Origin of the sequence: Streptomyces lydicamycinicus (genome assembly GCF_000829715.2) — a bacterium.
In the GTDB taxonomy this organism is placed as follows: domain Bacteria; phylum Actinomycetota; class Actinomycetes; order Streptomycetales; family Streptomycetaceae; genus Streptomyces; species Streptomyces lydicamycinicus.
In genome coordinates this window covers 170,297-194,453 of sequence record NZ_BBNO01000012.1, presented here as the reverse complement: position 1 = coordinate 194,453, position 24,157 = coordinate 170,297, and the positions used below count along the sequence as shown (strand labels likewise).

The following is a 24,157-nucleotide window of genomic DNA, read 5'->3' as shown; positions in this document are numbered from 1 at the left end:
AACACCGGAGCCGGATGTGACCGCCGCACACAGCACGTGGAGGAAGACAGCACACCGTGAGGCGTCCGGACCCAGTGGGGGATGAGTCCGTACAGCGCTCTGCGATTATCTGGAGTGGGCGCGCGGAGTGACAAGGGTGCGCATCCGGCCAACTCCCGTACGCGCCACGCCCGTACACCTCATTCCGGACTTTCCCGGCCCCCCGTACAGTGGCCGGGTGACCACCGGCGGCAGAGCGATCGAGCACGGCTACCCCCACCTCGACACGGTGCGCGCGGCCGTCCATGCCCTGTTCAAACGCCTGTCGTACGACACGGTGCGCACCTTCGACACCAGCGTGCTGCCGGTCGATGTGGCCTTCGGCGAGGAAGAGGACCTGCATCTGGGTGCGCAGCGGGTGGCCGGCGCCCTGGTCCGGCAACTGCATCTGCCGGACGCGCGGGCGGTGATCACCTTCCGCGGGATGGAGCATGCCGCGAATGTCGAACTGACCGCGGGCCCGGAGTACTTCATCGAGCTCAACGACCGCTTCCGGACGCACCGCAAGGACATCGGCGCCGCACTGGCCCATGAGGTGACGCATGTCGCGCTGCACCGTCTGGATCTGGCGTTCCCCGGCACCCGCGACAACGAGATCCTCACCGACACCGCCGCCGCCTACCTCGGCGCGGGCTGGCTGCTGCTGGACGCCTACCGCGAGCACGGCCCGTTCTCGCAGAAGCTGGGCTATCTGACGCCGGAGGAGTTCGGCTATGTCCTCGCCAAGCGGGCCCGGTTCTTCGGGGAGGACCCGGCGCCGTGGTTCACCAGCCCGCAGGCGTACGACGCGTACACGGCGGGCGCCGCGCGGGCCCGCCAGGACCTGCGCCGGCCACCGCTCGCCGGCGCGGGCTGGGCGGCCCGGCTGCGCTACGCCAAGGACCGCCGGGCGGCGCAGGATCCGCGGCGCACCGGCCGGCCGCCCGCCACTGCCGAGGGCTATGCCTTCGAGGGCCCGTCGCCGCTGCGGGTCTCGTTCCCCTGCCCCGCCTGCCATCAGCGGATCCGGGTCCCGGTCCGCGGCCGGCTCCAGGCGCGCTGCGGACTGTGCAAGACGCTGCTGGACTGTGACACCTGACGGGGCGCCGGCCGTGGCGCGAGCCGGCCGCCCCGTGGACCGTTCCTAGACCCACCCCTCCAGGCCCGCCATGAAGCCGTCGAAGTCGTCACGGTGGATGGTGTGGCCCGTGCGCGGCACCGTACGGACCTCGAAGCCCCGCTCGGTCAGCTCGGCCGCCGCCTGCTCGGAGAAGAGGAACCCCTCCCCCGCGAACAGCACCAGGGACGGGACGACCGGCTTCTCGGGCGTGTGGTCCTGGAGATGGACGGCGGACAGCGCGAGGGCGGTCCCGGTGTCCCAGAGCGCGACCGTGGCCAGTTCGAGGTCGACATCGGCCTCGCACCAGCGCGGGTTGAAGGTCCTCACCATCTCCCGGTCGGCCCGCTTGAACGCGACGAACAGGGCCGGGTCGACCGGCTGTCCGACCCTGGCGAGCGACCAGGCCGGATCGCAGTACACCGCCCGCCGCGGCTGGAGCCGCTCCACCGCCAGGGACAGCGCCAGCCCGCCCAGGGAGTGCCCGATGGCGACCTCGGGCGCGGCGGGCAGGGTCTCCACGAGGTCCTCGGCGAACAGCTCGGTGCCGTACGGGCCGCGCGGGCTGCGGCCGTGGCCGCGCAGATCGACGGCGAGCACCCGGTAGCCCCGGTCGGCGAGCGCCGGACCGACCCGGTGCCAGGTGCGGTGATCGGACATCAGGCCGTGGACCAGCACCGCGACGCGTTCGCCGGTGCCCCATTCGTGGGTGTGCAGCTGCATGCCCTGCCTCTCTTCGGTTCCCGCGCTCCGGCTCCCGAGGGTCCGGTCCCGTTCGCCGGTCCGGTGGCGCACCGGCCCGACGTTACACGTGTCAGCCGAGGCGGCGGGGGCGCTCCGGCCCGACCCGCCGGACGATTGCGCTGTGCGAGGATGCCCAGCAGCATGACGGACCGAGCCGGCCCACGGGCCACCCCAACTCCCCCGACCAGTGCGGCCGTTGCCCGGCACGCCGGGGTCTCCCGCGCGACGGTCTCCTACGTCCTGAACGGGCAGGCCGCCGGGCGGGTCGGCGAGCGCACCCAGGCCAGGGTCAGGGCCGCCGCCGAGGAACTGGGGTATGTGCCGCACGCCGCCGCCCGCAGTCTGCGGGCCGGCCGGGGCCGCCTCGTGCTGCTGGCCGCCCCCGCCGACGCGGTCGAGGCCTTCGGCCCCCTCTTCACCGGCTTCCTGGCGGGATTCCAGACCGCGCTGCACCGCCTGGGCTACACCGGAGTGCTGCACGGCGCGCCCGCGAGCTCCCCCATGGCGGCCGCCCGCGCCTGGGCCGAACTGCGGCCCGCCGCCGTACTGAACCTCTACGGACCCCCGCTGGACGCCCCCGCCGTCGAGCTGCTGCACCGCGCCGGCACCGCCGCGGTCCTCGTCCTCGGCCCGTCGGCGCCACCCGGCGCCCACACCCTCCTCCTCGACCAGCGGGAGGCCGGACGCCGGGCCGGTGAACACCTCCTGGCCCGCGGCCGCCGGCGGATCGGTGTGGTCCGCCCGGCCGAACCGGGCCCGGCGGACTGCGCGGAGCTCCGGCTGGCGGGCGTACGGGCCGCGGCCGCCGCGCACCCGGACGCGCGGGTGCGCCCGCTCGATCTCGCGCGCACCGAGGAGTCCGCGGCGGGGCTGGCCGCCGCCTGGCCGGAGCTGGGCCTGGACGCGGTGTTCGGGTACAACGACGAGTACGCGATGCTGCTGATGCGTGCCCTCCAGGACGCCGGCCACACCATCGGCGCCGACGGCCCGGACCGCCTCGCCGTGGTCGGCGCGGACGATCTGCTGCTGGCGCGGCTGCTGCGCCCCCGGCTCACCAGCGTCCACGCCGAGATCACACCCCCGGAGCAGATCGCCGGCCTGGTCGCCGACCTGCTCCTGGACCCGGCCGCCCCGCCCGCGATCCACCGGCTGGGCAGCTTCCACGTCACACCGCGCGCATCGGGCTGACGGCCGGGCCCGGGCGGGGCCACGGCTTCGTGCGCCGCAGCGTGCGCCTCGCCCGGTGCCGGGGCCGCACGCCGTCCGCGGCCCTCACCGCCAGTCCGTCTCCGGGGTGGCCGCGGCCAGGATGTCGCGGGTGCCGGTGCGGAGCGGGACGCCGTGCGGGACGCACACCGTGTCGACCGCGTCGAGGGCGGCGAGCCGCCGGAAGGAGGCGATGGCCTCCTCGCGGGCGACGTTGCCGGGGCCGAGGACCGCCCGGGTCCCGTCGGGGGTGGTGCCCATGATGTCTCCGGGGAAGAGCACCCGGCTCTCGGGGAGGTGCAGCGCGATCCCGCCGGGTGTGTGGCCGGGCACGTGCAGCACCCGCACCGGCTCCGGCCAGCCGTCGAGGGTGTCTCCGTCATGGAGTTCGACATCGACCTCGACGGGGCGCAGCGGCGGGACCCCGGCGGCCGCGAAATCGGCCATGACCCTCTCGAACAGCGACCGCTCCGCGGGGCTCAACACCGGCGCGGGTTCGGTGACGCTGCCGCGGATGTACGGGGCGTCCAGTGCGCCGGCCAGTACTTGGGCGCCGGTGGCGGCGACCAGGTCGGCGGCGGAGCCCATGTGGTCGATGTGGGAGTGGGTGAGCACGATCTGCCGCAGCTGTTCCGGCCGGCCGCCGAGCCGGGCCAGCGCATCGAGGACGGCGGGGGCCGAGCCGGGGACGCCGGTGTCGACCGCTGCGTATCCGTCGTCGGGGAGGGCGACGAGGTACACATGCCCGACGGGGAAGGCGAGTTGCCAGACGGTGGGGGTGATTTCGGTGAGTGCGTCCATGGCCGGGACGCTAGCCGGACGGCGTCGGTGAGCACCGGCCTTTGCGCCGTGGGCGGATTGAGCGCAGAGCGGAAGCCGCCGCCCAACACGGCCGAACGCGGCCGGAACCTGTCTTGCCTTCGGTGCGTCTCACCGCCGAACACCAAGGAGGCATGTCATGCGAGGATCCCACCTCTCCCGCACCCGTACCCTCACCACCGTGCTCGCGCTGGCGGTGGCCGGCACCGCCGTACTGTCCGGCTGCGGTCAGAAGCAGCAGACCGTGGGCAGCGCGCCGCCGCCGAAGAAGCCGGACGCCTTCGAGCAGCGGGCGGACCAGATCGTGCGGCACTGGCCGAAGGTCTCCCCGGTCACCGGGCGGCAGCAGGCGCTGCTGCCGCTGGCCGGCGCGGACCGCCCCAAGGGCAAGGACGTACGGGAGATCACCGTCACCGTCGGGCACAGCGCCTGCGATGTGGATTTCGGTGCCCGCGGCCATGAGTCGAAGGACCTGGTGGTGATCACCGGCTGGGGCAAGCGGAAGAGCTCCAAGGGGATGTGCACCGAGCAGCTGGCCACCGACAAGGTGAAGGTGCGGCTCAAGAGCGCGCTGGGCGACCGCAAGGTCGTGGACGCGGCCACCGGCAAGGAGCTCTTCAAGAGCTGACCGGTGCGATGTGGCGGTGGGTCGGCGCCGCGGTCCGGCTTCGAGGGCACTCCACGCCCTAGGCTCCTCCGCATGAGCCCTTCCACCGCCACCAACACCCGTGTCGACCTGCCCGGGCTGCTGGAGTTCGTCCGCCCCCGCCATCGGGCGATCCTGCTCACCCGCCGTTCCGACGGCACTCCGCAGGGCTCGCCGCTGACGTGCGGGGTGGACGACTCCGGGCGGCTGGTGATGGCGACGTATCCGGAGCGGGCCAAGGTCCGTAACGCCCGCCGGGTCTCCTCGGTCAGCGTCATCGTGCTGTCCGACGAGTGGAACGGCCCGTGGGTGCAGGTCGACGGTGAGGCCGAGGTCATCGACACCCCGGACGCCATCGAGCCGCTGGTCGAGTACTACCGCAACATCGCCGGTGAGCACCCGGACTGGGACCAGTACCGGGAGGCCATGCGCAAGCAGGGCAAGTCGCTGATCCGGGTGACGCCGCTGCGCTGGGGCCCGGTCGCGACCGGCGGCTTCCCGGCCCGGCTCACCGAGGGCGGCGGCGCCTAGGGCACGCCGGCGCCGCCGCCCGAACCGGCCGACCGGGCGTCAACGGGTGGTGCGGGTACCACCGTTGACGTTCAGGACCTGACCGGTGATGTGCCGGGCGGCCGGTGACGCCAGGAACGCCACCGTCCCCGAGATGTCTTCCGGGGATCCGGCGCGGCCCACCGCCGCGGCGGCCACCAGCTGGTCGCGGCGCTCGTCGGTGAGCCGGTCGCGGAAGAAATCGGTGTCGGCGACATAGCCAGGCGAGACGACATTGGCGGTGATGTCGCGGGGGCCGAGGTTCCGGGACAGTTCGACGTTCCAGGAGGCGAGGCCGGCCTTGGCCGCCCCGTAGGAGCCGGCGCCCTGGTCGGCGGCGATCGACCCGAGGTGAACGACCGCGCCACCGGCCGCCAGCCGGCCGTCCAGCGCCCTGGTGGTCAGTGCGGCGCTGACCAGGTTCGCATCGAGGTTGGCGCGGAAGTCCCGGGCGTAGGAGGCCAGATCGGTGGCCTCGTCGGTGTCGAGGTCGGTGTTGCCGCCGGCGTTGTTGACCAGGACGTCGATCCGTTCGGGGAGCCGGGCGAGCAGTTCGGTGAGCGACTGCGGGTCGGTGTGGTCGCACACCAGCGGCCGGACGGTCGCCCGGTCGGCCGCGGTCTCCTCCAGGGGCGCGAGGCGCCGGCCGGTGACGAGGACCTCGTCGCCGCGGTCCGCGAAGTGGTGGGCGACGGCGCGTCCGATGCCGGTTCCGCCGCCGGTGACCAGGATGGTGCGTGACATATGCTGAGCTCCGTCCATCACGTTCAGATCTAAATTTAGACCTGAACATAACATCGACGGGAGGGCCCGTGGCAAGAGAATCCGAGGCGCAGGACGGCCACGACCGGGCGGCGGCCGACGCCTCCGTGTACCCCGTGGAGGAGATCGCGGCCGCCTGGGAGCGCGAGCGCCCCGGCACACCGGTCTCCTCGATCGGGATCGTGACGCCGATCTGGCAGCTGGCGAAGCTGCTGGGCGACGACCGGCGCCGGGTACTGACCCGCGCCGGGGTGGACCCGGCCACCCTCGATCTGCTCAGCGTGCTGCGCCGCGGCGGCGCGCCGTACACCCTGACGACCCGTGAGCTCGGCCGTCGCTCCATGGTGACCGCGGGGGCGGTCTCCCAGCGGGTGGCCCGCGCCGAGCGCGAGGGGCTGGTGACCCGCAGGCCCGGCGAGGGCCGCCCGCGGACGGTCCTGGTCGAGCTGACCCCGGCCGGCCACGCACTCGTCGAGGCCACCGTCGATCAAGTGCTCTACCGCGAGGCGGAGTTGATCGACGGCCTGACACCGGGGCAGCAGACCCAGCTCGCCGGTCTGCTGCGGATCCTGCTTCAGGACACCCAGCGCAAGCTCGGCGACGACCGGATCAGCCAGGTCGGTGACGCCTGAGAGGCGCCCGGGCGGTCAGCCGCGGGGCGGTGGGAGCGTGAGGGACGGGAAGAGCGCCTCGTCGGGGAGTCCGAGCTGCGCGCGGAAGGCCGCCCGGCCCGCCGCCGTGACGGTGAGGATGCGGGTGGCGACGGCCTTGACGAGCCAGGCGCGTTCCAGGGCGTGCCGGTAGAGGGCGGCGCCGACCGCGCCGGAGAGATGCTGCCGCCGCACCGTCCAGTCGAGGCAGGTGCGGACATGGGCCCGGTGGGCGTCCGCCGGCGCGGTGTCGGGGAGGCCGAGCGCGGTGAGCCAGTCGGCGCCGGCGGCGGTCAGCACCAGGCCGTAGTCCCGGGCCAGCAGGCCGCGTTCGGTCATCGCGTCGGCGATGGCGACGCCGAGGGCGCCGGCGATGTGGTCGTAGCACGTCCGGGCGTGATGCAGGGCCCGGCGGTGGTTGGCCTCGGCCAGCGAGCGGACCGGGACGCGGCGGTAGGGGGCGAGTCCGGCGAGGTTCTCCAGGGTCTCCGCGGTCTCCGGCCCGGCGAGCCGGACGTAGCGCCGCCGCCCCTGGCGTTCCTCGGCGAGGAGTCCGCCGGCGACGAGGAGGTTGAGGTGCTCGGTGGTGGTGGACGGCGCCACCGCGGCGTACTCGGCCAGTTCGCCCGCGGTCCAGGTGCCGCCGTCGAGCAGGGCCATACAGATCGCGGCACGGGTGCGGTCCGCGAGCAGCGCCGCGAGGGCGGCCAGATCGGGGGTCTCCGCGACGCTTTCCTGATCGGCGTCCCATCGTTTCATGTACACAGAGTAACCTCTGATAACATTTCGGTGAGCACCGAATCATCCGGCTTCTATCCTCGGCAGCATGAAAGGCGCGCTGGAGAAAAGCAGTTCGGTCGCCCCGGCGCTGCTGTCCACGGAGAACGACGACGGAACCTTCGTCCTGGTCGAGCTGCGCATCCGGTGGGAGCTCGGACCGGTCGTCAGCGTCTGGCTGCCGGCCCGCGGCCGGACCGCGCGCAATCTCGCGGTACGCCCGGACGTGGTCTTCAATCTGCCGCCGGACGGGACCGGGGCCGAGGAGGGGGCGAGCGCCATGCCGTCCACGGACGCGCCGTGGACGGAGCCGTCCGAGCTGGTGCGGCCGCCCCGACTGGTGCACTGTCCGGTGCAGTTGGAGGCGCGCCGGGTCGGCCAGCGGACGGTCACCGACGGCGCGTGGACGCAGATCGAGGCGCAGGTGCTGCGGGTGCATGCCGATCCGCGGTGGGTGCTGCCGCCGGGCGACCGGCGGATCGACCTGGGGGCCTGGCATCCGCCGGTGCATGACTTCCGGCCGCCGGGCGCTCCCCCGCCGCAGGCCGTACCGGCCTCCGCACAGGAGATCGCACGGCAGTTGGGGCGGCGCTTCCCCGCCGCCCGCGGTGGTGCGTAGGGCACCCGGGGGCTCCGGGCCCGGTCCGGCAGAACGGGCCGGACGGCAAAAAAATCCGCGGCGCCTGCCCTCCCGGTCGGGGGAGGGGGACAGGCGCCGCGGCTGTTCCGTACGACGTTGTACGGGACATCAGGGGACGGTCACACGGTCAGTGCGCGATCCGTCGGCTTGATGGGAGCCGGCAGGGCGCTGACTCCGGTCAGGAAGCGGTCCACGCCCTTGGCCGCGGAACGGCCCTCGGCGATGGCCCACACGATCAGGGACTGGCCGCGGCCCGCGTCGCCGGCGACGAACACACCGGGGACGTTGGTGGCGAAGTCGCCGTCACGGGCGACGTTGCCGCGCTGGTCCAGCTCCAGGCCGAACTGCTCGACCAGGCCGTTCTCCTGGTCGGTGCCGGTGAAGCCCATCGCGAGGGTGACCAGCTGGGCCGGGATCTTCCGCTCGGTGCCGGGCTTCGGCTCCGGCCGGCCGTCCTTGAACTCCACCTCGGTCAGGTGCAGCCACTGGACGTTGCCGTCCTCGTCGCCCTCGAAGTGGGTGGTGGAGACGGAGTAGACCCGCTCGCCGCCCTCCTCGTGCGCGGAGGTGACCTTGTAGAGCATCGGGAAGGTCGGCCAGGGCTGGTTGGCGTTCCGCTCCTCGCCGGGCTGGGGCATGATCTCCAGCTGGGTGACGGAGGCCGCGCCCTGGCGGTGGGCGGTACCGACGCAGTCCGCGCCGGTGTCGCCGCCGCCGATGACGACGACGTGCTTGCCCTCGGCGGTGATCGGGGCGACGGTCAGATCGCCCTCCTGCACCTTGTTGGCGAGCGGCAGGTACTCCATCGCGAAGTGGATGCCGTTCAGCTCACGGCCGGGCACCGGCAGGTCGCGGGAGGTGGTGGCACCGGCGGCGATGACGACGGCGTCGTAGCGCTTGCGCAGCTTCTTGGCGTCGATGTCGCGGCCGATCTCCACCTCCGTACGGAACTTGGTGCCCTCCGCGCGCATCTGCTCGATACGGCGGTTGATGTGGCGCTTCTCCATCTTGAACTCGGGGATGCCGTAGCGGAGGAGACCGCCGATACGGTCCGCGCGCTCGTAGACGGCGACGGTGTGGCCGGCCCGGGTCAGCTGCTGGGCGGCGGCCAGACCGGCCGGACCGGAGCCGATGACGGCGACGGTCTTGCCGGAGAGGCGCTCGGGCGGCTGCGGGGTGACGTCCCCGTTGTCCCAGGCCTTGTCGATGATGGAGACCTCGACGTTCTTGATGGTCACCGGCGGCTGGTTGATGCCCAGCACACAGGCGGCCTCACAGGGCGCGGGGCACAGACGACCGGTGAACTCCGGGAAGTTGTTGGTCGCGTGCAGCCGCTCGCTGGCCTCGGTCCAGTCCTCGCGGTAGGCGTAGTCGTTCCACTCGGGGATGAGGTTTCCGAGCGGGCAGCCGTTGTGGCAGAACGGGATACCGCAGTCCATGCAGCGCGACGCCTGCTTGCTGATGATCGGCAGCAGGGAGCCGGGCTGGTAGACCTCGTTCCAGTCCTTGACGCGCTCCTCGACGGGGCGGGTCTTGGCGATCTCGCGCTCGTGGTTCAGGAAGCCCTTGGGGTCAGCCATTGGTCGCCGCCTCCATCATCTTCTCGTGGGTCTCGGACTCGGAGAGTCCGGCCTGCTCAGCGGCGTCCTTGGCGGCGAGCACTGCCTTGTAAATGGGCGGGATGACCTTGCTGAAGCGCGCGGCTGCGGCATCCCAGTCGGCGAGGAGCTTTTCGGCGACGGTGGAGCCGGTCTCCTCCTGGTGGCGGCGCACGACGTCGTGCAGCCACTGCTTGTCGGCGTCGTCCAGCGCGTGGACCGCGTCGACGAGCTCCTTGTTGACGTTGGCCTTGTCGAGGTCGATGACGTAGGCGAAGCCGCCGGACATACCGGCCGCGAAGTTGCGACCCGTCTCGCCCAGGACGACCGCGTTGCCGCCGGTCATGTACTCACAGCCGTGGTCGCCGACGCCCTCGGAGACCACCGTGGCACCGGAGTTACGGACGCAGAAGCGTTCGCCGACCCGGCCGCGCAGGTACAGCTCGCCGCCGGTGGCGCCGTAGGCGAGGGTGTTGCCCGCGATGGTCGAGTACTCGGCGAGGTGGTCGGCGCCGCGGTCCGGGCGGACGATGACCCGGCCGCCCGACAGGCCCTTGCCGACGTAGTCGTTGGCGTCGCCCTCCAGGCGCAGCGTGATGCCGCGCGGCAGGAACGCGCCGAAGGACTGGCCGGCCGAGCCGGTGAAGGTGATGTCGACGGTGTCGTCGGGCAGACCGGCGCCACCGAACTTCTTGGTGACCTCGTGGCCGAGCATGGTGCCGACGGTCCGGTTGATGTTCCGGATCGCGACCTGGGCCCGCACCGGCTGGGCGGCCTCGGCGGAGTCCGCGGACAGGGCGTCGGCGGCGAGCTTGATCAGCTCGTTGTCGAGCGCCTTCTCCAGGCCGTGGTCCTGCTCGATGACCTGGTGGCGGACGGCGCCCTCGGCCAGCTCGGGCACGTGCAGCAGCGGGGCCAGGTCCAGGCCCTGCGCCTTCCAGTGGTCCACCGCGCGGGAGGTGTTCAGCAGCTCGGCGTGGCCGATGGCCTCGTCCAGGCTGCGGAAGCCCAGCTCGGCGAGGAGCTCCCGGACCTCCTCCGCGATGAACTGGAAGAAGTTGACGACGTACTCGGCCTTACCGCTGAACCGCTCGCGCAGCGTCGGGTTCTGGGTGGCGATGCCGACCGGGCAGGTGTCCAGGTGGCAGACGCGCATCATGACGCAGCCGGAGACGACCAGCGGTGCGGTCGCGAAGCCGAACTCCTCGGCGCCCAGCAGAGCGGCGATGACGACATCGCGGCCGGTCTTGAGCTGGCCGTCGGTCTGCACCACGATCCGGTCGCGCAGGCCGTTGAGCAGCAGCGTCTGCTGGGTCTCGGCCAGGCCCAGCTCCCAGGGGCCGCCCGCGTGCTTGAGCGAGGTGAGCGGGGAGGCACCCGTACCGCCGTCGTGGCCGGAGATCAGGACCACGTCCGCGTGCGCCTTGGAGACACCCGCGGCGACGGTGCCGACGCCGACCTCGGAGACCAGCTTCACGTGGATGCGGGCCTGCGGGTTGGCGTTCTTGAGGTCGTGGATCAGCTGAGCCAGGTCCTCGATGGAGTAGATGTCGTGGTGCGGCGGCGGGGAGATCAGGCCGACGCCCGGGGTGGAGTGCCGGGTCTTGGCGACCCACGGGTAGACCTTGTGGCCGGGCAGCTGGCCGCCCTCGCCGGGCTTGGCGCCCTGGGCCATCTTGATCTGGATGTCGTCGGAGTTGACGAGGTACTCGGACGTCACACCGAAGCGGCCGGAGGCGACCTGCTTGATGGACGAGCGGCGCGCCGGGTCGTAGAGCCGCTCCGGGTCCTCGCCGCCCTCACCGGTGTTGGACTTGCCGCCCAGCTGGTTCATGGCGATGGCGAGGGTCTCGTGCGCCTCCTGGGAGATGGAGCCGTACGACATGGCGCCGGTGGAGAAGCGCTTGACGATCTCGGACGCCGGCTCGACCTCCTCGATCGGGATCGAGGGCCGGTCGGAGGCGAAGGAGAACAGGCCGCGCAGCGTCATCAGCCGCTCGGACTGCTCGTTCACCCGGTCGGTGTACTGCTTGAAGATGTCGTAGCGGCGCGAGCGGGTGGAGTGCTGGAGCCGGAAGACGGTGTCCGGGTCGAAGAGGTGCGGCTCGCCCTCGCGGCGCCACTGGTACTCGCCGCCGATCTCCAGCGCACGGTGCGTGGCGGCGATGCCGGAGGCCGGGTACGCCTTGGCGTGCCGGGCCGCGACCTCCTTGGCGATGACGTCCAGGCCGGCGCCGCCGATCTTGGTGGCGGTGCCGTGGAAGTACTTCTCGACGAACTCCTCGTCCAGGCCGACGGCCTCGAAGACCTGCGCGCCCCGGTAGGAGGCGACGGTCGAGATGCCCATCTTGGACATGACCTTCAGGACGCCCTTGCCGAGCGCCTTGATGAGGTTCTTGATGGCGGTCTCGGCCTCGACACCCGGCAGGAAGGTGCCGGCGCGGACCAGGTCCTCGACCGACTCCATGGCCAGGTACGGGTTGACGGCCGCGGCACCGAAGCCGATGAGCAGCGCGACGTGGTGCACCTCGCGCACATCGCCGGCCTCGACGAGCAGACCGACCTGGGTGCGCTCCTTGGTGCCGATGAGGTGGTGGTGGACCGCGGCGGTGAGCAGCAGCGATGGGATCGGCGCGTGCTCGGCGTCGGAGTGCCGGTCGGAGAGCACGATCAGCCGGGCGCCGTCGTCGATGGCGGCGTCGGCCTCGGCGCAGATCTCCTCGATCCGGGCGGCCAGCGACTCGCCGCCGCCGGAGACCCGGTAGAGGCCGGAGAGGGTCACGGCCTTCATGCCGGGCATGTCGCCGTCGGCGTTGATGTGCACGAGCTTGGCCAGCTCGTCGTTGTCGATGACCGGGAAGGGCAGGGTCACGCTGCGGCAGGAGGCCGCGGTCGGCTCCAGCAGGTTGCCCTGGGGGCCGAGCGAGGAGATCAGCGAGGTGACCAGCTCCTCGCGGATGGCGTCCAGCGGCGGGTTGGTGACCTGCGCGAAGAGCTGGGTGAAGTAGTCGAAGAGCAGCCGGGGGCGCTCGGACAGCGCGGCGATCGGCGAGTCGGTGCCCATCGAGCCGATCGGCTCGGCGCCGGCCTTGGCCATCGGGGCGAGGATGACGCGCAGCTCTTCCTCGGTGTAGCCGAAGGTCTGCTGGCGGCGGGTGACCGAGGCGTGGGTGTGCACGATGTGCTCACGCTCGGGCAGGTCCGCGAGCTCGATCAGACCGCTGTCCAGCCACTCCTGGTAGGGCTGCTCGGCGGCGAGCTGCGCCTTGATCTCGTCGTCCTCGATGATGCGGCCCTCGACGGTGTCCACGAGGAACATCCGGCCGGGCTGGAGGCGGCCCTTGCGGACGACCTTCGCCGGGTCGATGTCCAGGACGCCGACCTCGGAGGAGAGCACGACCAGGCCGTCGTCGGTGACCCAGTAGCGGCCGGGGCGCAGACCGTTGCGGTCGAGGACCGCGCCGACCTGGATGCCGTCGGTGAAGGTGACACAGGCCGGGCCGTCCCAGGGCTCCATCATCGTGGAGTGGTACTGGTAGAAGGCGCGCCGGGCCGGGTCCATGGAGGGGGAGTTCTCCCACGCCTCGGGGACCATCATCAGCACGGAGTGCGGCAGCGAGCGGCCGCCGAGGTGCAGCAGCTCCAGGACCTCGTCGAAGGAGGCGGAGTCGGAGGCGTCCGGGGTGCAGACCGGGAAGAGCCGCGAGAGGTTCTCGGCGTCCTCGCCGTTCTCCGCGCCGAAGAGCTTGGTGGCGAGCTGCGACTCACGGGCCCGCATCCAGTTGCGGTTGCCCTTGACCGTGTTGATCTCGCCGTTGTGCGCGACGAAGCGGTACGGGTGGGCCAGCGGCCAGCTCGGGAAGGTGTTGGTGGAGAACCGCGAGTGGACCAGCGCGATGGCGGTGGCGAAGCGGCGGTCGGACAGGTCCGGGAAGAAGGGCTCCAGCTGGCCGGTGGTCAGCATGCCCTTGTAGACGATCGTCCGGGCGGACAGCGAGGGGAAGTAGACCCCGGCCTCCCGCTCGGCGCGCTTGCGCAGCGCGAAGGCCTTGCGGTCCAGCGCCAGGCCGGTGTTCACCCCGTCGCTCACGAAGATCTGGGAGAAGGCCGGCATGGTGGCGCGGGCGCCGTTGCCGAGCAGCTGCGGGGCGACCGGGACCACGCGCCAGCCGATGACGTCCAGGCCCTCTTCACCGGCGATCGTCTCGATGCGTGAGACAGCCTCGGCCGCTTCCTGGGCGTCGGACGGGAGGAAGGCGATACCGACGGCGTAGGCGCCGGCCTCGGGGAGCTCGAAAGTGACGTTCTCGCGAAGGAACGCGTCCGGCACCTGGAGCAGGATGCCGGCGCCGTCGCCCGAGTCGGGCTCGGAACCGGTGGCACCGCGGTGCTCCAGATTCGTCAGGACGGTCAGCGCCTGCTCGACCAGTGCGTGGCTGGCCTCGCCGGTGAGGGTGGCCACAAAGCCGACGCCACAGGCGTCGTGCTCATTGCGGGGGTCGTACATCCCCTGCTGGGCGGGGCGGCCGTCCATGGGCGACCAGGCTGCGGCGTCGCTGCTGCTGGTGGTCGCGGAGTGCGTGGACGCGAAACGCATCGGCTCTCCCAACGTCGTGGTGGCAATGGGGGTCCCTCCCAGGCCCTGGAGACCTGGGGGATTGCCGAGGGACGACGTTGGCCCTCCGCGAAATTTCGTGCAGGTTACAGGATGGCCCCCTTCTCGAAAAGCGAAAAGAGGCTTCCAGCATGCGGACACCGCACCTGCGGTGAGTCAGTACGCGGACGGAAACGGGGCCGTCCCACAAGGCGGCGTTCGGCGAGCGACATTGCCCGCGACGCCTGGGCCTTATGCCCGGCCGTCAACAAACCGAAACCGCTGGGTAACGCTGTAATTATGCAGTCACCCGTATGACACGTCACCCTACGACGGTTCCGAACAGTGCGCCCAGGACGTACGTCACACCCGCGGCGGCGCCGCCGAGGGCCAGTTGGCGCAGTCCGCTGAACCACCAGGAACGTGCCGTCACGCGTGCCACGACCGCCCCGCAGGCAAACAGTCCGACCAGCGCGAGCAGCACCGCGGGCCAGATGGCGGACGCCCCCAACAGGTAAGGAAGAACAGGCAACAGCGCGCCCAACGCAAACGATCCGAAGGACGAAATCGCGGCGACGGCGGGGGAAGGAAGGTCGGACGGGTCGATGCCCAACTCCTCGCGGGCATGGATCTCCAGGGCCTGCTCCGGGTCCGCGGAGAGCTGCTCGGCGACCTGGCGGGCGAGCGCCGGCTCGACCCCGCGCGACTGATAGAGGGCCGCCAGCTCCTCCAGCTCGTCCTTCGGATGCTTGCGCAGTTCGGCGCGCTCGACATCCAGCTCGGCCTGCACCAGCTCACGCTGCGAGGCGACCGAGGTGTACTCCCCCGCCGCCATCGAGAAGGCGCCGGCCGCCAGGCCCGCGAGGCCGGTGATGATGATCGCCTGCTGCGACAGCGCACCGCCGGCGGCGCCCGTCATCAGGGCGACGTTCGAGACCAGCCCGTCCATCGCGCCGAAGACGGCGGGGCGCAGCCAGCCGCCGTTCACATCGCGGTGGGTGTGGTTGTCACGGTGGGCCACATGCGTCGGCGCCGCCGCATCCATGATCTCCATGACGGACATATCGGTACCTACTCCCTGCGAGCGAGGTGTGGGCCGATGGCGGCACTTCCCCCTCCAACGCTTCGAAGTTATGCGGCCCATGGCCTCCGCCGCTAGCAAGGAAGGCCGAACTTACCGCGCTGACCTGCGGGTTTTCCGCGGGATCGGCGTTGAGATCCGGATCACACACCCGTGCGGGACCGACCGGACGCACCGCTCCGGGTCCGTCCGAGGCGGTCGACCGGGTGACCCTGCCGCCCGGGACAGGAGAGCCGGGCCGTCGCGTGGCACGGATACAGCGCAGCGGTCCGCAGCCGGGCGGCGCCCCGCGGACCCGGCGGCGGTCCGGCCCGTACGACAGAACGGCACGCACATGAGCGCAGCGCACCCTCCGCCCGCGGAACCGGCCGGGCCCGGCGCGGGCGACGCCGTCCGCGACCGGGCCCGCGGCGCGCTGCTCGGGCTCGCCGTCGGTGATGCGCTCGGTGCCCCCGCGGAGAACATGAAGCCCTCGCAGATCCGCCGCCGCTGGGGCCGGATCGAGGGATATGTCGAGGACGACCCGGCCGGCACCGACGACACCGAGTACGCGATCTTCTCGGGGCTGCTGCTGGCCGCGCACGGCTCGGCGCTGACCGTCGCCCAAGTCGAGGCCGCCTGGCACCAGTGGATCGCCGACCGTGACGAGGGGCCGTTCCGCGGTGCGGGCTTCAGTGAGCGCGGCACCCTGGAGAACCTGCGCCGGGGCCTGGCCGCGCCCATCTCCGCCCAGCACCGGCACGCCTGGAGCGACGGGCTGGCGATGCGCGCCGCGCCGTTCGGGGTGTTCGCCGCCGGGCGGCCCGCCGAGGCCGCCCGGCTGGTGGCCATCGACGGCACGGTCAGCCACGACGGCGAGGGGATCTACGGCGGCCGGGCGGTGGCCGCCGGCGTCGCCACCGCCATGGTCGCCTCCGCCACCGACGCGGTGATCGCCGCCGCGCTGTCCGTCGTGCCGGAGGACTCCTGGACCGCCCGCTCGCTGCGCCGCGCGGTCGGTGCCGCCCAGCGCTCCCGGCACACCCCGGGCATCACCCAGCTCGGCACCGAGCGCGCGGTGCGCTCCGCCGTCGTGATCGGCGGCTACCCCTGGACGGATCTGGCGCCGGAGGCCGTCGGCCTGGCCTTCGGCGCGTTCGAGGCGGCCCGCGGCGACTTCTCCGCCTCGGTGCTCACCGCGGTCAACATGGGGCGCGACGCCGACACCACGGCGGCCGTCGCCGGTGCGCTGGCCGGTGCGCTGTGCGGCGCCGCGGCGATCCCCGAGGCCTGGGCCGCCGCCATCGGCCCGGCGCGCGGCAGCTGTCTGCCGTCGATGGCGGGCTATCACGTGCTGGACATCGCGGAGCTGCTGACCGCACAGGGGGCGGACCCGCGGGCGGGTGCCGCCGCGGGGCCCGGTGCCGGGGCGGGCGTCGAGGCCGTGGTGGGCGCCCGATGAACGGCCGGGAAGCGGTGGGGAACGACGCCGGCGACCTTGCCGGAGCGCGCAGCCGTATCGAGGGGCTGCTGCTCGGGGTGGCCTCGGGGGACGCCGCGGGGTGGCCGGCGGCCCGGCACCGGGCGGCGCGGATGCCGGAGTGGACCCGGCGGCTGACCCGGGAGCTGGACACCTTCGCCGAGCAGAACGCGACCACCACGCTGCCGGTGCCGATCGCCCTCAACCAGCCGCCCGAACCGCTGCGGCTGGGCCCCTCCGACGACGCCGAGTGGGCCGCCTTCACCGCCGAATCGGTGCTCACCGCGGCCGGTGCGCCCCTCAGCGACCTGGGCCGGGGCCGCCGGATGCGGGCCGCGGTCGATCTCGCCTGGAACGCGCTGGCCAACGAGGTCGCCGCGGCCGCCGACCGGGCGCCCGAGGTCGAGTCCGCCGTGCTGCCGCTGCGCGCCCGGATCTCCGTACGGGCCGGGCTCGGCAATCTCGCCGCCGGGCTGCGGCCGCCCGCCACCGGCCATGACAACCCGCACTACTTCGACGACGCGGCCTGCGTACGCGCCGCCGTGCTGGCCGTGGTGCACCCCGGCGAGCCGTCCGCCGCCGCCGAGCTGGCCGAGTACGACGCGCGCTACACCCAGGACGGCGACGGGGTGCACGGCGCACGGGCGATGGCGGCCGCGGTCGCCGCCGCGCTCGGCGGCACGCCGGCGAGCGGCTGTGTGGAGGCGGCGCTGGACCAGCTCCCGGACGGCACCGAGATCCGCCGCAACGCCCTGCACGCGGTCCGGCTCGCCCGGTCCTTCGCCACCGACGGCCCCGGCCCGGCCGGCCGCCCCGGCACCGCGTTCGCCCTGGTGCCCGTGCTGGAGCACGAGATCGTCGACCACGTCTACAGCTACGGCATCGCCGCGGCCGAGACCGTCCCGGTGGCGCTGGCACTGGCGCTCGCGACGGACGGGCGGGTCGCCGAGGCGGTACCGGCCGCCGCCTGTCTCTCCCGGGTCGCCGACTCCGCACCGGCCCTCGCCGGGGCGCTGACCGGAGCGCTCGGCGGTGCGCACGCCCTGCCGCGCACCTGGCGCGACGCCTGCCGGGTGCTGTCCGGCTGTGCGCTGCCCCGGCTGGCCGGCACGGACCTGGTCGAGCTGGCCGGGCTGCTCGCCCGTACGGAGCTGACCGCGCCCGAAGCCGCCGCGGCTCCCCCGCCGGCCCGTCCGGAAGCCGTCTCCGGCGCCCTTCTGGCTCCCGCCCCCTCCCCCACCGTGGAAGGACTCACCCGCACATGACGTACGCAAGCGAGCAGACACCGGCCGCGGCGACCCCTCCCGACCCGCAGGCCACCCGGATCCTGCCGGTCACCCCCGTCACCGTGGTCGCCAAGCCGTCGCCCGTGAACCCGGTGCCCCCCGTCGCGCCCGTCCCCCCGTCCCTGGAGGACCGGGCGACCGGCGCGCTGGTCGGCGCCGCCGTCGGCGATGCGCTCGGGGGGCCGGTGGAGGGCCGGACACCGGAGGAGATCGTGCAGCGGCACGGCGGCCGGGTCGAGGGCATCGTCGGCCCGTTCCACGACGACTGGCGCACCGCCCGCCCGCTCGCGCCGTACCACAAGGGCGACGGCCATGTCACCGATGACACCCTGATGACCCATGCGCTGGTGCGGGTCTACGAGGCGGTGCGCGACCACCTCGACGCCTATGACATCGCCGACCACCTGGTACCGGATCTGATCGGCACCCCGCGCTGGATCCCGGAACTGGAGGCCGAGGCGCTGCCGGTGCAGCGGATCTTCCTCGCCGAGAAGTGGATCGTGGCGCGGCTGCACTACGGGCACGCGGACCCGCGCGAGGCGGGCGTCGGAAACATCGTCAACTGCGGTGCGGCGATGTACATGGCGCCGGTCGGCATCGTCAACGCCGGCAATCCGGACCGGGCCTACGCCGAGGCGCTGGACATCGCCGGGGCCCATCAGTCCTCGTACGGGCGGGAGGCGGCGGGGGTGTTCGCCGCGGCGGTGGCCGCCGCCTTCATCCCGGACGCGACCCCGTCCTCGGTCGTCGTCCAGGCGCTGCGGCTCGCCAAGGACGGCACCCGGGCCGCGATCGAGGCGGTCTGTGAGGCGGCGTCCTCGGTCACCGACCCCGCGGCGGCGCCGGCACCGCTGCGCGCGGCGGTCGCCCCCTTCGACACGGTCGGCCCGGACTACCGCAACCCGTCGCTCGGCGCCCGGCGCCCCTCCCGGCTGCACGCCATCGAGGAACTCCCCATCGCCCTGGGCATGTTGCTGATCGGCGGCGGCGACTTCCGGTCCACGGTCCTCGGCTCGGTCAACTACGGCCGCGACTGCGACTCGATCGCCACCATGAGCGGCGCGCTGGTCGGCGCGCTGCGCGGCGCGGAGGCGGTGCCGGCCGAGTGGAGCACGGAGGTCGCCCGCGCCAGCCGCCTCGATCTGGAAGCGCCCGGTGCCGCGCTGGCCGCCGTCGCGCGCGAGGTCTTCACCCGCGACCGGGCCCGCGCCCGCACCCATGAGCAGGCCTTCACCGCGATCTCGGCGATCCCGGCGATGACGGAGGCGGTCGGACCGTGACGGCCACGGCGGCGGCGCCCGCCCGGCCCGCGCCCGCGGCGCCGCTCCGGGTGACCTGGGTGCAGCCCGAGGACCTGATCGGGCACGAACTGCGCCAGGCGGCGGAGGACGGCCGGGACGCCGCCGAGCTCGCGCGGCGGTGGCAGGCGGCGGGCGGGACGACGGCGCCCGGCCGGGCGGGCGCCTCCCCGGCTCCGGCCGGCCCGGCCCTGCGGGCGCTCGCCGGAGCCCTGCTCGACGAACTGGCCCTGCTGCCCTGCCCGTCGGAGGCCGACGAGCCCACCGAGCTGACGGCGATTCAGCGGGAGTGGGCGCCGTGGCCCGGGGACGGTGGGCCGCGGCCGGACGGCGGGGTGCCGGCCGCCCGGCTGGAGGCCGCCTGGCTCGGGCGGGCGGCCGGCTGTCTGCTCGGCAAACCGGTCGAGAAGCTGCCGCTCGACGGGATCCGGGCGCTCGCCCGCTCGACCGGAAACTGGCCGCTGACCGGCTACTTCACCGAGTCCGGGCTCGACCCGGCGGTGGCCGCCCGCCACCCGTGGAACCGCCGCAGCCGCGCCACCTCGCTCGCCGGGAACATCGACGGCATGCCCGAGGACGACGACCTCAACTACCCGCTCCTGGGCCTGCTGCTCCTCGAACGCCACGGCCCCGGCTTCACCACGGGCGACGTGGCGCGGCTGTGGCTGGACGAGCTGCCGGCCGGCCGGACCTTCACCGCCGAGCGGCTGGCGTACCGCAACCTCCTGGGCGGCATCGAGCCGCCGCACACCGCGCGGTACCGCAACCCGTTCCGGGAGTGGATCGGCGCCCGGATCCGCGCCGACGTCCACGGCTGGACCCACCCCGGCGATCCGGCCGCCGCCGCGGCCCAGGCCTGGCGGGACGCCACGCTCAGCCATACCGCGAACGGGGTGTACGCCGCGATGTTCGTGGCGGCCGCGCTCGCCGCGGCGGCCGGCGGCGGCACTGATGTGCACCGTGCGCTGCGGGCCGGGCTGGCCGTCATCCCCGCGCGCTCCCGGCTCGCGCGGGCCGTCCGCCGCGGTATCGCGCTGGCGCGGGACGAACCCACCGGCACCCCGGCCGGCTTCGCCACCGTCGTCGACCGGCTGCACAGCGCCTACGGACACCACCACTGGGTGCACGCCGTGCCCAACGCGGCGCTGCTGGCCGCCGCCCTCACCCACGCCGGCGGCGACTTCTCCGGCTCCATCTGCCGTGCGGTGTCGGGCGGTTGGGACACGGACTCGAACGGCGCCACCGCCGGGTCGCTGACCGGCCTGCTCGCCGGGTCGCCCGAGGCGCTGCCCGCCCGCTGGACGGCACCGCTGCGCAACCGGCTGGCCACCGGCGTCCGCGGGCTGGACGGCATCGGCTTCGACGCCCTCGCGGCACGCACCGCCGCGCTGGTGGTGCCCGCTTCCCCCGCCGACCGAACGAAGGCCCCCGCACCATGACCGACCCCTCCCTGTCCGGGGCACCCCGGCCCACCACCGACGACCACACCGCCGCCCCCGGCTCCCCCGCCGCCGGTCCGCTCACCGGGCTGCGGGTGCTCGACCTCGCCACGCTGTTCGCCGGTCCGCTCGCGGCCACCCTGCTGGGCGACTTCGGCGCCGAGGTGATCAAGATCGAGCATCCGCTCCGGCCCGACCCGTCCCGCGGCCACGGCCCCACCAAGGACGGCGTCGGCCTGTGGTGGAAGCTGCTGGGCCGCAACAAGCGGACCATGACGCTCGATCTGTCCCACCCCGGCGGCCGGGACGTGCTGCTGCGGCTCGCCGCCGGGGCGGATGTCGTCGTCGAGAACTTCCGGCCCGGCACCCTGGAGCGCTGGGGCCTGGGCTGGGACGAGCTGTCCGCGGTCAACCCGCGCCTGGTGCTGGCCCGGGTCACCGGCTTCGGACAGTTCGGCCCGTACGCCCGGCGCCCCGGATTCGGCACCCTCGCCGAGGCGATGAGCGGTTTCGCCGCCATCACCGGGGAGCCGGACGGGCCGCCGACCCTCCCGCCGTTCGGTCTCGCCGACGCGATCGCCGCACTGACCACGTCGTACGCCGTGCTGGCCGCGCTGCGCGCACGGGAAGCCACCGGCCGCGGCCAGGTCGTCGATCTGGCGCTGATCGAACCGATCCTGACGGTCCTCGGCCCGCAGCCGCTCTGGTACGACCAGCTCGGCCATGTCCAGCCGCGGACCGGCAACCGCTCGGCGAACGTCGCCCCGCGCAACACCTACCGCACCGCCGACGGCTCCTGGGTGGCGGTCTCCACCTCGGCCGAGTCGGTCGCCGGACGGGTGATGCGGCTGGTCGGCCGGCCCGAGGTGATCGACGAGCCCTGGTTCGCGACCGGCGAGGGGCGGGCCCGGCACGCCGACGAGCTGGATACCGCGGTCGGTGACTGGATCGCCCGGCACGACCGGGCGGAGGTGCTGGCCGCCTTCGAGAAGGCCGAGGCGGCCGTGGCGCCCATCTACGACATCCGCGAGGTGATGACCGACCCGCAGTACGCGGCGCTGGGATCGATCACCGAGGTCCCGGACGACGAGCTCGGCACGGTCCGGATGCAGAACGTCCTCTTCCGGCTCTCCGAGACACCGGGCGCCATCCGGTGGGCGGGCCGCCCGCACGGCGCGGACACCCGCGAGGTGCTGGCCGGACTCGGGCTGACCGACGCGGAGATCGACGGGCTGCGCACGGCGGGTGCGCTGTGAGGCCGGCGCCCCAAGCCCCCTGCCAGACACCCGCTCCCACCCCGCTGACCTGGCTCTATGTGCCCGGGGACCGCCCGGAGGTGGTCGCCAAGGCGCTCGGCTGCGGGGCCGATGTGGTCGTGGTCGACCTGGAGGACGCGGTCGCCCCGGACCGCAAGGACCATGCGCTGCGGGCCACCGCCGAGCTGCTGGGCGACCCGCTGCCGGTACCGGTCCATGTCCGCGTCAACGCGCTGGACGGCCCGCTCGCCGAGCACGAGATCCGCACCCTGGCCACCCTGCCGGGCCTGGCCGGACTCCGGCTGCCCAAGGTGCAGGGCCCGGCCGATGTCCACCGCGCCGCCGGCTGGGCGACTTCGGCCGCGGAGCCGGTACCCGCGCACGTCCCGTACGCCGCCGAAGGCCCCGTCCCGCCGGCCGGGCACGCCCGCGCCGACCACCTCGCCCCGGTCCGTACGCCCCCCGGCGGCACCGCCACCCTCGCCCCCGCGGCCCCGCCCGCCGCGAGCGCGCCGCCCGCCACCCCGGCCCTGTACGCGCTGCTCGAATCCGCGCTGGGCATCGAGCACGCCTTCGCCATCGCCACCGCGCATCCGGCGCTGCGCGGGATCGCGCTCGGCGAGGCCGATCTGTGCGGGGAGCTGGGGGTGCGGGACGACGCGGGGCTGGCGTGGCCGCGCAGCCGGGCCGTGGTCGCCGCCCGCGCGGCCGGTCTGGCCCCGCCGCCGCAGTCGGTCCACCCGGACGTCCACGACCTCGACGGGCTGGCCCGGTCCTGCGCCAAGGGCCGGGCGCTGGGCTTCCTGGGCCGGGCGGCGATCCACCCCCGCCAGCTCCCGGTGATCGAGGCGGCCTACCTCCCCTCGGAGGAGGAGGTCGCGGCGGCCCAGGAGATCGTGCGGGCCGCCACGGCCGGGGGCGGGGCGCTGGCGCTGCCGGACGGCCGGTTCGTGGACGCGGCGGTGGTCGCGGGTGCCCGGCGGGTGCTGGACCTGGCCGGGCACCGGCGCTGACCGGCGGGCCACCGGGTGCGGACAGCACAGCGCCGGGCGGCCCCCTGTCTGGGGTCCGCCCGGCGCGTACGGCGGCCGGGGCCGCCTCAGGGCTTCTTGGTGCTGCCGCTGCCGGCCGGCTTGGCGTCCGCGCCGGGCTCGTCCGCCGCGTCCTCGGACTTCTTGTCGCCGGGCGCGTCCGGCGCGGGCTCCTCGGCCGCGTCGGCACCGGACTCCGCCGTGCCGTCGTCGGCCGCGGTCTTCGCCGCCGGCTTCTCGACCGAGACCTTGCCGTCCTCGGCGTCGTCCGTGCCGGCGGCTTCGCCGTCCGCGCCCTCGACGGGCTGCGCACCCGGTTCGACGACCGCTTCCCGGCCTGGGGCCTTCTTGGCGGAGATCACGAAGTAGGCGACGGCCAGGACGAGGACGATCAGCGCGGTCCAGACGTTCAGCCGCAGGCCCAGGATGTGGTGCGCCTCGTCGACCCGCATGTACTCGATCCAGGCGCGGCCCGCGCAGTAGGCGGCGACGTAGAGCGCGAAGGCCCGCCCGTGGCCGAGCCGGAAGCGCTTGTCGGCCCAGATCACCAGCGCCGCGACGCCGATGCACCACAGGCACTCGTAGAGGAAGGTCGGGTGGTAGGTGCCGCCGACGCGGCCGATGGCCGGGTCGGAGCTGATCTCCAGCGCCCACGGCACATCGGTCGGCTTGCCGTACAGCTCCTGGTTGAACCAGTTGCCCCAGCGGCCGATCGCCTGCCCGAGGGCCAGCCCGGGCGCCAGCGCGTCGGCGTACGCGGGGAGCGGGATACCGCGCCGGCGGCAGCCGATCCAGGCGCCGACCGCGCCGAGCGCCACCGCGCCCCAGATGCCGAGGCCGCCCTCCCACACCTTGAAGGCGTCGAGCGGGTGGCCGTTCGGGCCGAAGTACGGCTCGTACGTCGTGACGACGTGGTAGAGACGGCCGCCGACCAGCCCGAAGGGGACGGCCCATACGGCGATGTCCGCGACGGTTCCGGAGCGGCCACCGCGCTGCACCCAGCGCTTGTTGCCGAGCCAGACGCCGACGAAGACGCCGATGATGATGCAGAACGCGTAGCCGCGCAGCGGGATCGGGCCGAGATGTACGACGCCGACCGACGGGCTGGGAATGAATGCGAGGTCCATGGCAGGGACGACGCTACCGCGCCGGGCGGGGTCGGCGGCAACCCGGCCCGGCTACGGCTG

General features: G+C 73.7%; 20 protein-coding genes. 12 read left to right on the top strand and 8 right to left on the bottom strand.

The annotated features are described in order from the left end of the window. The first annotated feature begins 217 nt into the window (after positions 1–217). Positions 218–1,117: a hypothetical protein gene (locus TU31_RS34645; protein ID WP_042162170.1), complete on the top strand. Its 900-nt coding sequence runs from the start codon at positions 218–220 to the stop codon at positions 1,115–1,117. Between the two features lie 45 nt (positions 1,118–1,162). Here TU31_RS34645 and TU31_RS34640 read toward each other — a convergent pair whose 3' ends face one another. Then, positions 1,163–1,858: an alpha/beta fold hydrolase gene (locus tag TU31_RS34640; protein ID WP_042162169.1), complete on the bottom strand. Its 696-nt coding sequence runs from the start codon at positions 1,856–1,858 to the stop codon at positions 1,163–1,165. Positions 1,859–2,020: 162 nt separating this feature from the next. Here TU31_RS34640 and TU31_RS34635 point away from each other — a divergent pair, with 162 nt between their 5' ends. Beyond that, on the top strand, positions 2,021–3,067 hold the full coding sequence (locus tag TU31_RS34635) for a LacI family DNA-binding transcriptional regulator (protein WP_042162167.1): 1,047 nt from the start codon (positions 2,021–2,023) through the stop codon (positions 3,065–3,067). Between the two features lie 84 nt (positions 3,068–3,151). Here TU31_RS34635 and TU31_RS34630 read toward each other — a convergent pair whose 3' ends face one another. Further along, positions 3,152–3,886, bottom strand: coding sequence for an MBL fold metallo-hydrolase (locus tag TU31_RS34630; protein ID WP_042162165.1), 735 nt, complete (start codon positions 3,884–3,886; stop codon positions 3,152–3,154). 157 nt (positions 3,887–4,043) lie between these two features. Between TU31_RS34630 and TU31_RS34625 the strand changes: the two genes are divergently transcribed. Both TU31_RS34625 and TU31_RS34620 read left to right on the top strand, forming a co-directional pair. Beyond that, complete coding sequence (locus TU31_RS34625) at positions 4,044–4,532, top strand: hypothetical protein (protein WP_042162163.1); 489 nt, start codon at positions 4,044–4,046, stop codon at positions 4,530–4,532. A gap of 72 nt (positions 4,533–4,604) precedes the next feature. Further along, positions 4,605–5,081, top strand: coding sequence for a PPOX class F420-dependent oxidoreductase (locus TU31_RS34620; RefSeq protein ID WP_042162161.1), 477 nt, complete (start codon positions 4,605–4,607; stop codon positions 5,079–5,081). 39 nt (positions 5,082–5,120) lie between these two features. On the opposite strand, the gene TU31_RS34615 is transcribed toward TU31_RS34620, so the two are convergent. Next, positions 5,121–5,843, bottom strand: coding sequence for an SDR family NAD(P)-dependent oxidoreductase (locus TU31_RS34615; protein WP_042162160.1), 723 nt, complete (start codon positions 5,841–5,843; stop codon positions 5,121–5,123). A gap of 68 nt (positions 5,844–5,911) precedes the next feature. On the opposite strand from TU31_RS34615, the gene TU31_RS34610 reads away from it, so the two are divergent. Next, positions 5,912–6,493: a MarR family winged helix-turn-helix transcriptional regulator gene (locus tag TU31_RS34610; RefSeq protein WP_107070812.1), complete on the top strand. Its 582-nt coding sequence runs from the start codon at positions 5,912–5,914 to the stop codon at positions 6,491–6,493. A gap of 15 nt (positions 6,494–6,508) precedes the next feature. Here TU31_RS34610 and TU31_RS34605 read toward each other — a convergent pair whose 3' ends face one another. Beyond that, entirely contained in the window at positions 6,509–7,270 is a 762-nt protein-coding gene (locus tag TU31_RS34605) for an ArsR/SmtB family transcription factor (RefSeq protein WP_042162205.1), read from the bottom strand. A 67-nt stretch (positions 7,271–7,337) separates the two neighbouring features. Between TU31_RS34605 and TU31_RS34600 the strand changes: the two genes are divergently transcribed. Then, a complete protein-coding gene (locus TU31_RS34600) occupies positions 7,338–7,907 on the top strand; it encodes a flavin reductase family protein (RefSeq protein WP_042162158.1) in 570 nt (189 codons plus the stop codon). Positions 7,908–8,047: 140 nt separating this feature from the next. Here the strand turns inward: TU31_RS34600 and TU31_RS34595 are convergent, their stop codons facing one another. From TU31_RS34595 to TU31_RS34585, 3 genes are all read right to left on the bottom strand, one after another. Then, positions 8,048–9,508 carry a glutamate synthase subunit beta gene (locus tag TU31_RS34595; RefSeq protein ID WP_042162157.1) on the bottom strand — a complete coding sequence of 487 codons (1,461 nt, stop codon included), beginning with the start codon at positions 9,506–9,508 and terminating at the stop codon, positions 8,048–8,050. After that, positions 9,501–14,123: a glutamate synthase large subunit gene (gltB, locus tag TU31_RS34590; protein ID WP_042162155.1), complete on the bottom strand. Its 4,623-nt coding sequence runs from the start codon at positions 14,121–14,123 to the stop codon at positions 9,501–9,503. Before gltB ends, TU31_RS34595 begins: the two co-directional genes overlap by 8 nt. Positions 14,124–14,442: 319 nt before the next feature. Beyond that, positions 14,443–15,174: a VIT1/CCC1 transporter family protein gene (locus tag TU31_RS34585; RefSeq protein WP_042162204.1), complete on the bottom strand. Its 732-nt coding sequence runs from the start codon at positions 15,172–15,174 to the stop codon at positions 14,443–14,445. A 361-nt stretch (positions 15,175–15,535) separates the two neighbouring features. Between TU31_RS34585 and TU31_RS34580 the strand changes: the two genes are divergently transcribed. From TU31_RS34580 to TU31_RS34555, 6 genes are read left to right on the top strand one after another with little or no spacing between them, the layout of a single operon-like run. After that, a complete protein-coding gene (locus TU31_RS34580) occupies positions 15,536–16,642 on the top strand; it encodes an ADP-ribosylglycohydrolase family protein (protein ID WP_042162153.1) in 1,107 nt (368 codons plus the stop codon). Further along, a complete protein-coding gene (locus tag TU31_RS34575) occupies positions 16,639–17,925 on the top strand; it encodes an ADP-ribosylglycohydrolase family protein (protein ID WP_042162147.1) in 1,287 nt (428 codons plus the stop codon). Before TU31_RS34580 ends, TU31_RS34575 begins: the two co-directional genes overlap by 4 nt. Next, positions 17,922–19,226: an ADP-ribosylglycohydrolase family protein gene (locus TU31_RS34570; RefSeq protein WP_245698964.1), complete on the top strand. Its 1,305-nt coding sequence runs from the start codon at positions 17,922–17,924 to the stop codon at positions 19,224–19,226. Before TU31_RS34575 ends, TU31_RS34570 begins: the two co-directional genes overlap by 4 nt. Continuing rightward, a complete protein-coding gene (locus tag TU31_RS34565) occupies positions 19,223–20,683 on the top strand; it encodes an ADP-ribosylglycohydrolase family protein (RefSeq protein ID WP_042162146.1) in 1,461 nt (486 codons plus the stop codon). The genes TU31_RS34570 and TU31_RS34565 overlap by 4 nt, the downstream gene beginning before the upstream one ends. Then, a complete protein-coding gene (locus TU31_RS34560; RefSeq protein WP_042162144.1) occupies positions 20,680–21,939 on the top strand; it encodes a CaiB/BaiF CoA transferase family protein in 1,260 nt (419 codons plus the stop codon). The genes TU31_RS34565 and TU31_RS34560 overlap by 4 nt, the downstream gene beginning before the upstream one ends. Continuing rightward, entirely contained in the window at positions 21,936–22,952 is a 1,017-nt protein-coding gene (locus TU31_RS34555) for an HpcH/HpaI aldolase/citrate lyase family protein (RefSeq protein ID WP_042162142.1), read from the top strand. Before TU31_RS34560 ends, TU31_RS34555 begins: the two co-directional genes overlap by 4 nt. An 86-nt stretch (positions 22,953–23,038) precedes the next feature. On the opposite strand, the gene lgt is transcribed toward TU31_RS34555, so the two are convergent. Then, entirely contained in the window at positions 23,039–24,097 is a 1,059-nt protein-coding gene (gene lgt, locus TU31_RS34550) for a prolipoprotein diacylglyceryl transferase (protein ID WP_042162139.1), read from the bottom strand. Between the last annotated feature and the right edge of the window lie 60 nt (positions 24,098–24,157).

Bases quoted from the DNA above. Each gene is read 5' to 3' on its own strand.
- lgt (WP_042162139.1), bottom strand. From the start codon at position 24,097: ATGGACCTCGCATTCATTCCCAGCCCGTCGGTCGGCGTCGTACATCTC.
- TU31_RS34605 (WP_042162205.1), bottom strand. From the start codon at position 7,270: ATGAAACGATGGGACGCCGATCAGGAAAGCGTCGCGGAGACCCCCGAT.
- TU31_RS34625 (WP_042162163.1), top strand. From the start codon at position 4,044: ATGCGAGGATCCCACCTCTCCCGCACCCGTACCCTCACCACCGTGCTC.
- TU31_RS34580 (WP_042162153.1), top strand. From the start codon at position 15,536: ATGAGCGCAGCGCACCCTCCGCCCGCGGAACCGGCCGGGCCCGGCGCG.
- TU31_RS34600 (WP_042162158.1), top strand. From the start codon at position 7,338: ATGAAAGGCGCGCTGGAGAAAAGCAGTTCGGTCGCCCCGGCGCTGCTG.
- gltB (WP_042162155.1), bottom strand. From the start codon at position 14,123: ATGCGTTTCGCGTCCACGCACTCCGCGACCACCAGCAGCAGCGACGCC.
- TU31_RS34615 (WP_042162160.1), bottom strand. From the start codon at position 5,843: ATGTCACGCACCATCCTGGTCACCGGCGGCGGAACCGGCATCGGACGC.
- TU31_RS34640 (WP_042162169.1), bottom strand. From the start codon at position 1,858: ATGCAGCTGCACACCCACGAATGGGGCACCGGCGAACGCGTCGCGGTG.
- TU31_RS34620 (WP_042162161.1), top strand. From the start codon at position 4,605: ATGAGCCCTTCCACCGCCACCAACACCCGTGTCGACCTGCCCGGGCTG.
- TU31_RS34635 (WP_042162167.1), top strand. From the start codon at position 2,021: ATGACGGACCGAGCCGGCCCACGGGCCACCCCAACTCCCCCGACCAGT.
- TU31_RS34595 (WP_042162157.1), bottom strand. From the start codon at position 9,508: ATGGCTGACCCCAAGGGCTTCCTGAACCACGAGCGCGAGATCGCCAAG.
- TU31_RS34560 (WP_042162144.1), top strand. From the start codon at position 20,680: ATGACCGACCCCTCCCTGTCCGGGGCACCCCGGCCCACCACCGACGAC.
- TU31_RS34585 (WP_042162204.1), bottom strand. From the start codon at position 15,174: ATGGAGATCATGGATGCGGCGGCGCCGACGCATGTGGCCCACCGTGAC.
- TU31_RS34570 (WP_245698964.1), top strand. From the start codon at position 17,922: ATGACGTACGCAAGCGAGCAGACACCGGCCGCGGCGACCCCTCCCGAC.
- TU31_RS34630 (WP_042162165.1), bottom strand. From the start codon at position 3,886: ATGGACGCACTCACCGAAATCACCCCCACCGTCTGGCAACTCGCCTTC.
- TU31_RS34575 (WP_042162147.1), top strand. From the start codon at position 16,639: ATGAACGGCCGGGAAGCGGTGGGGAACGACGCCGGCGACCTTGCCGGA.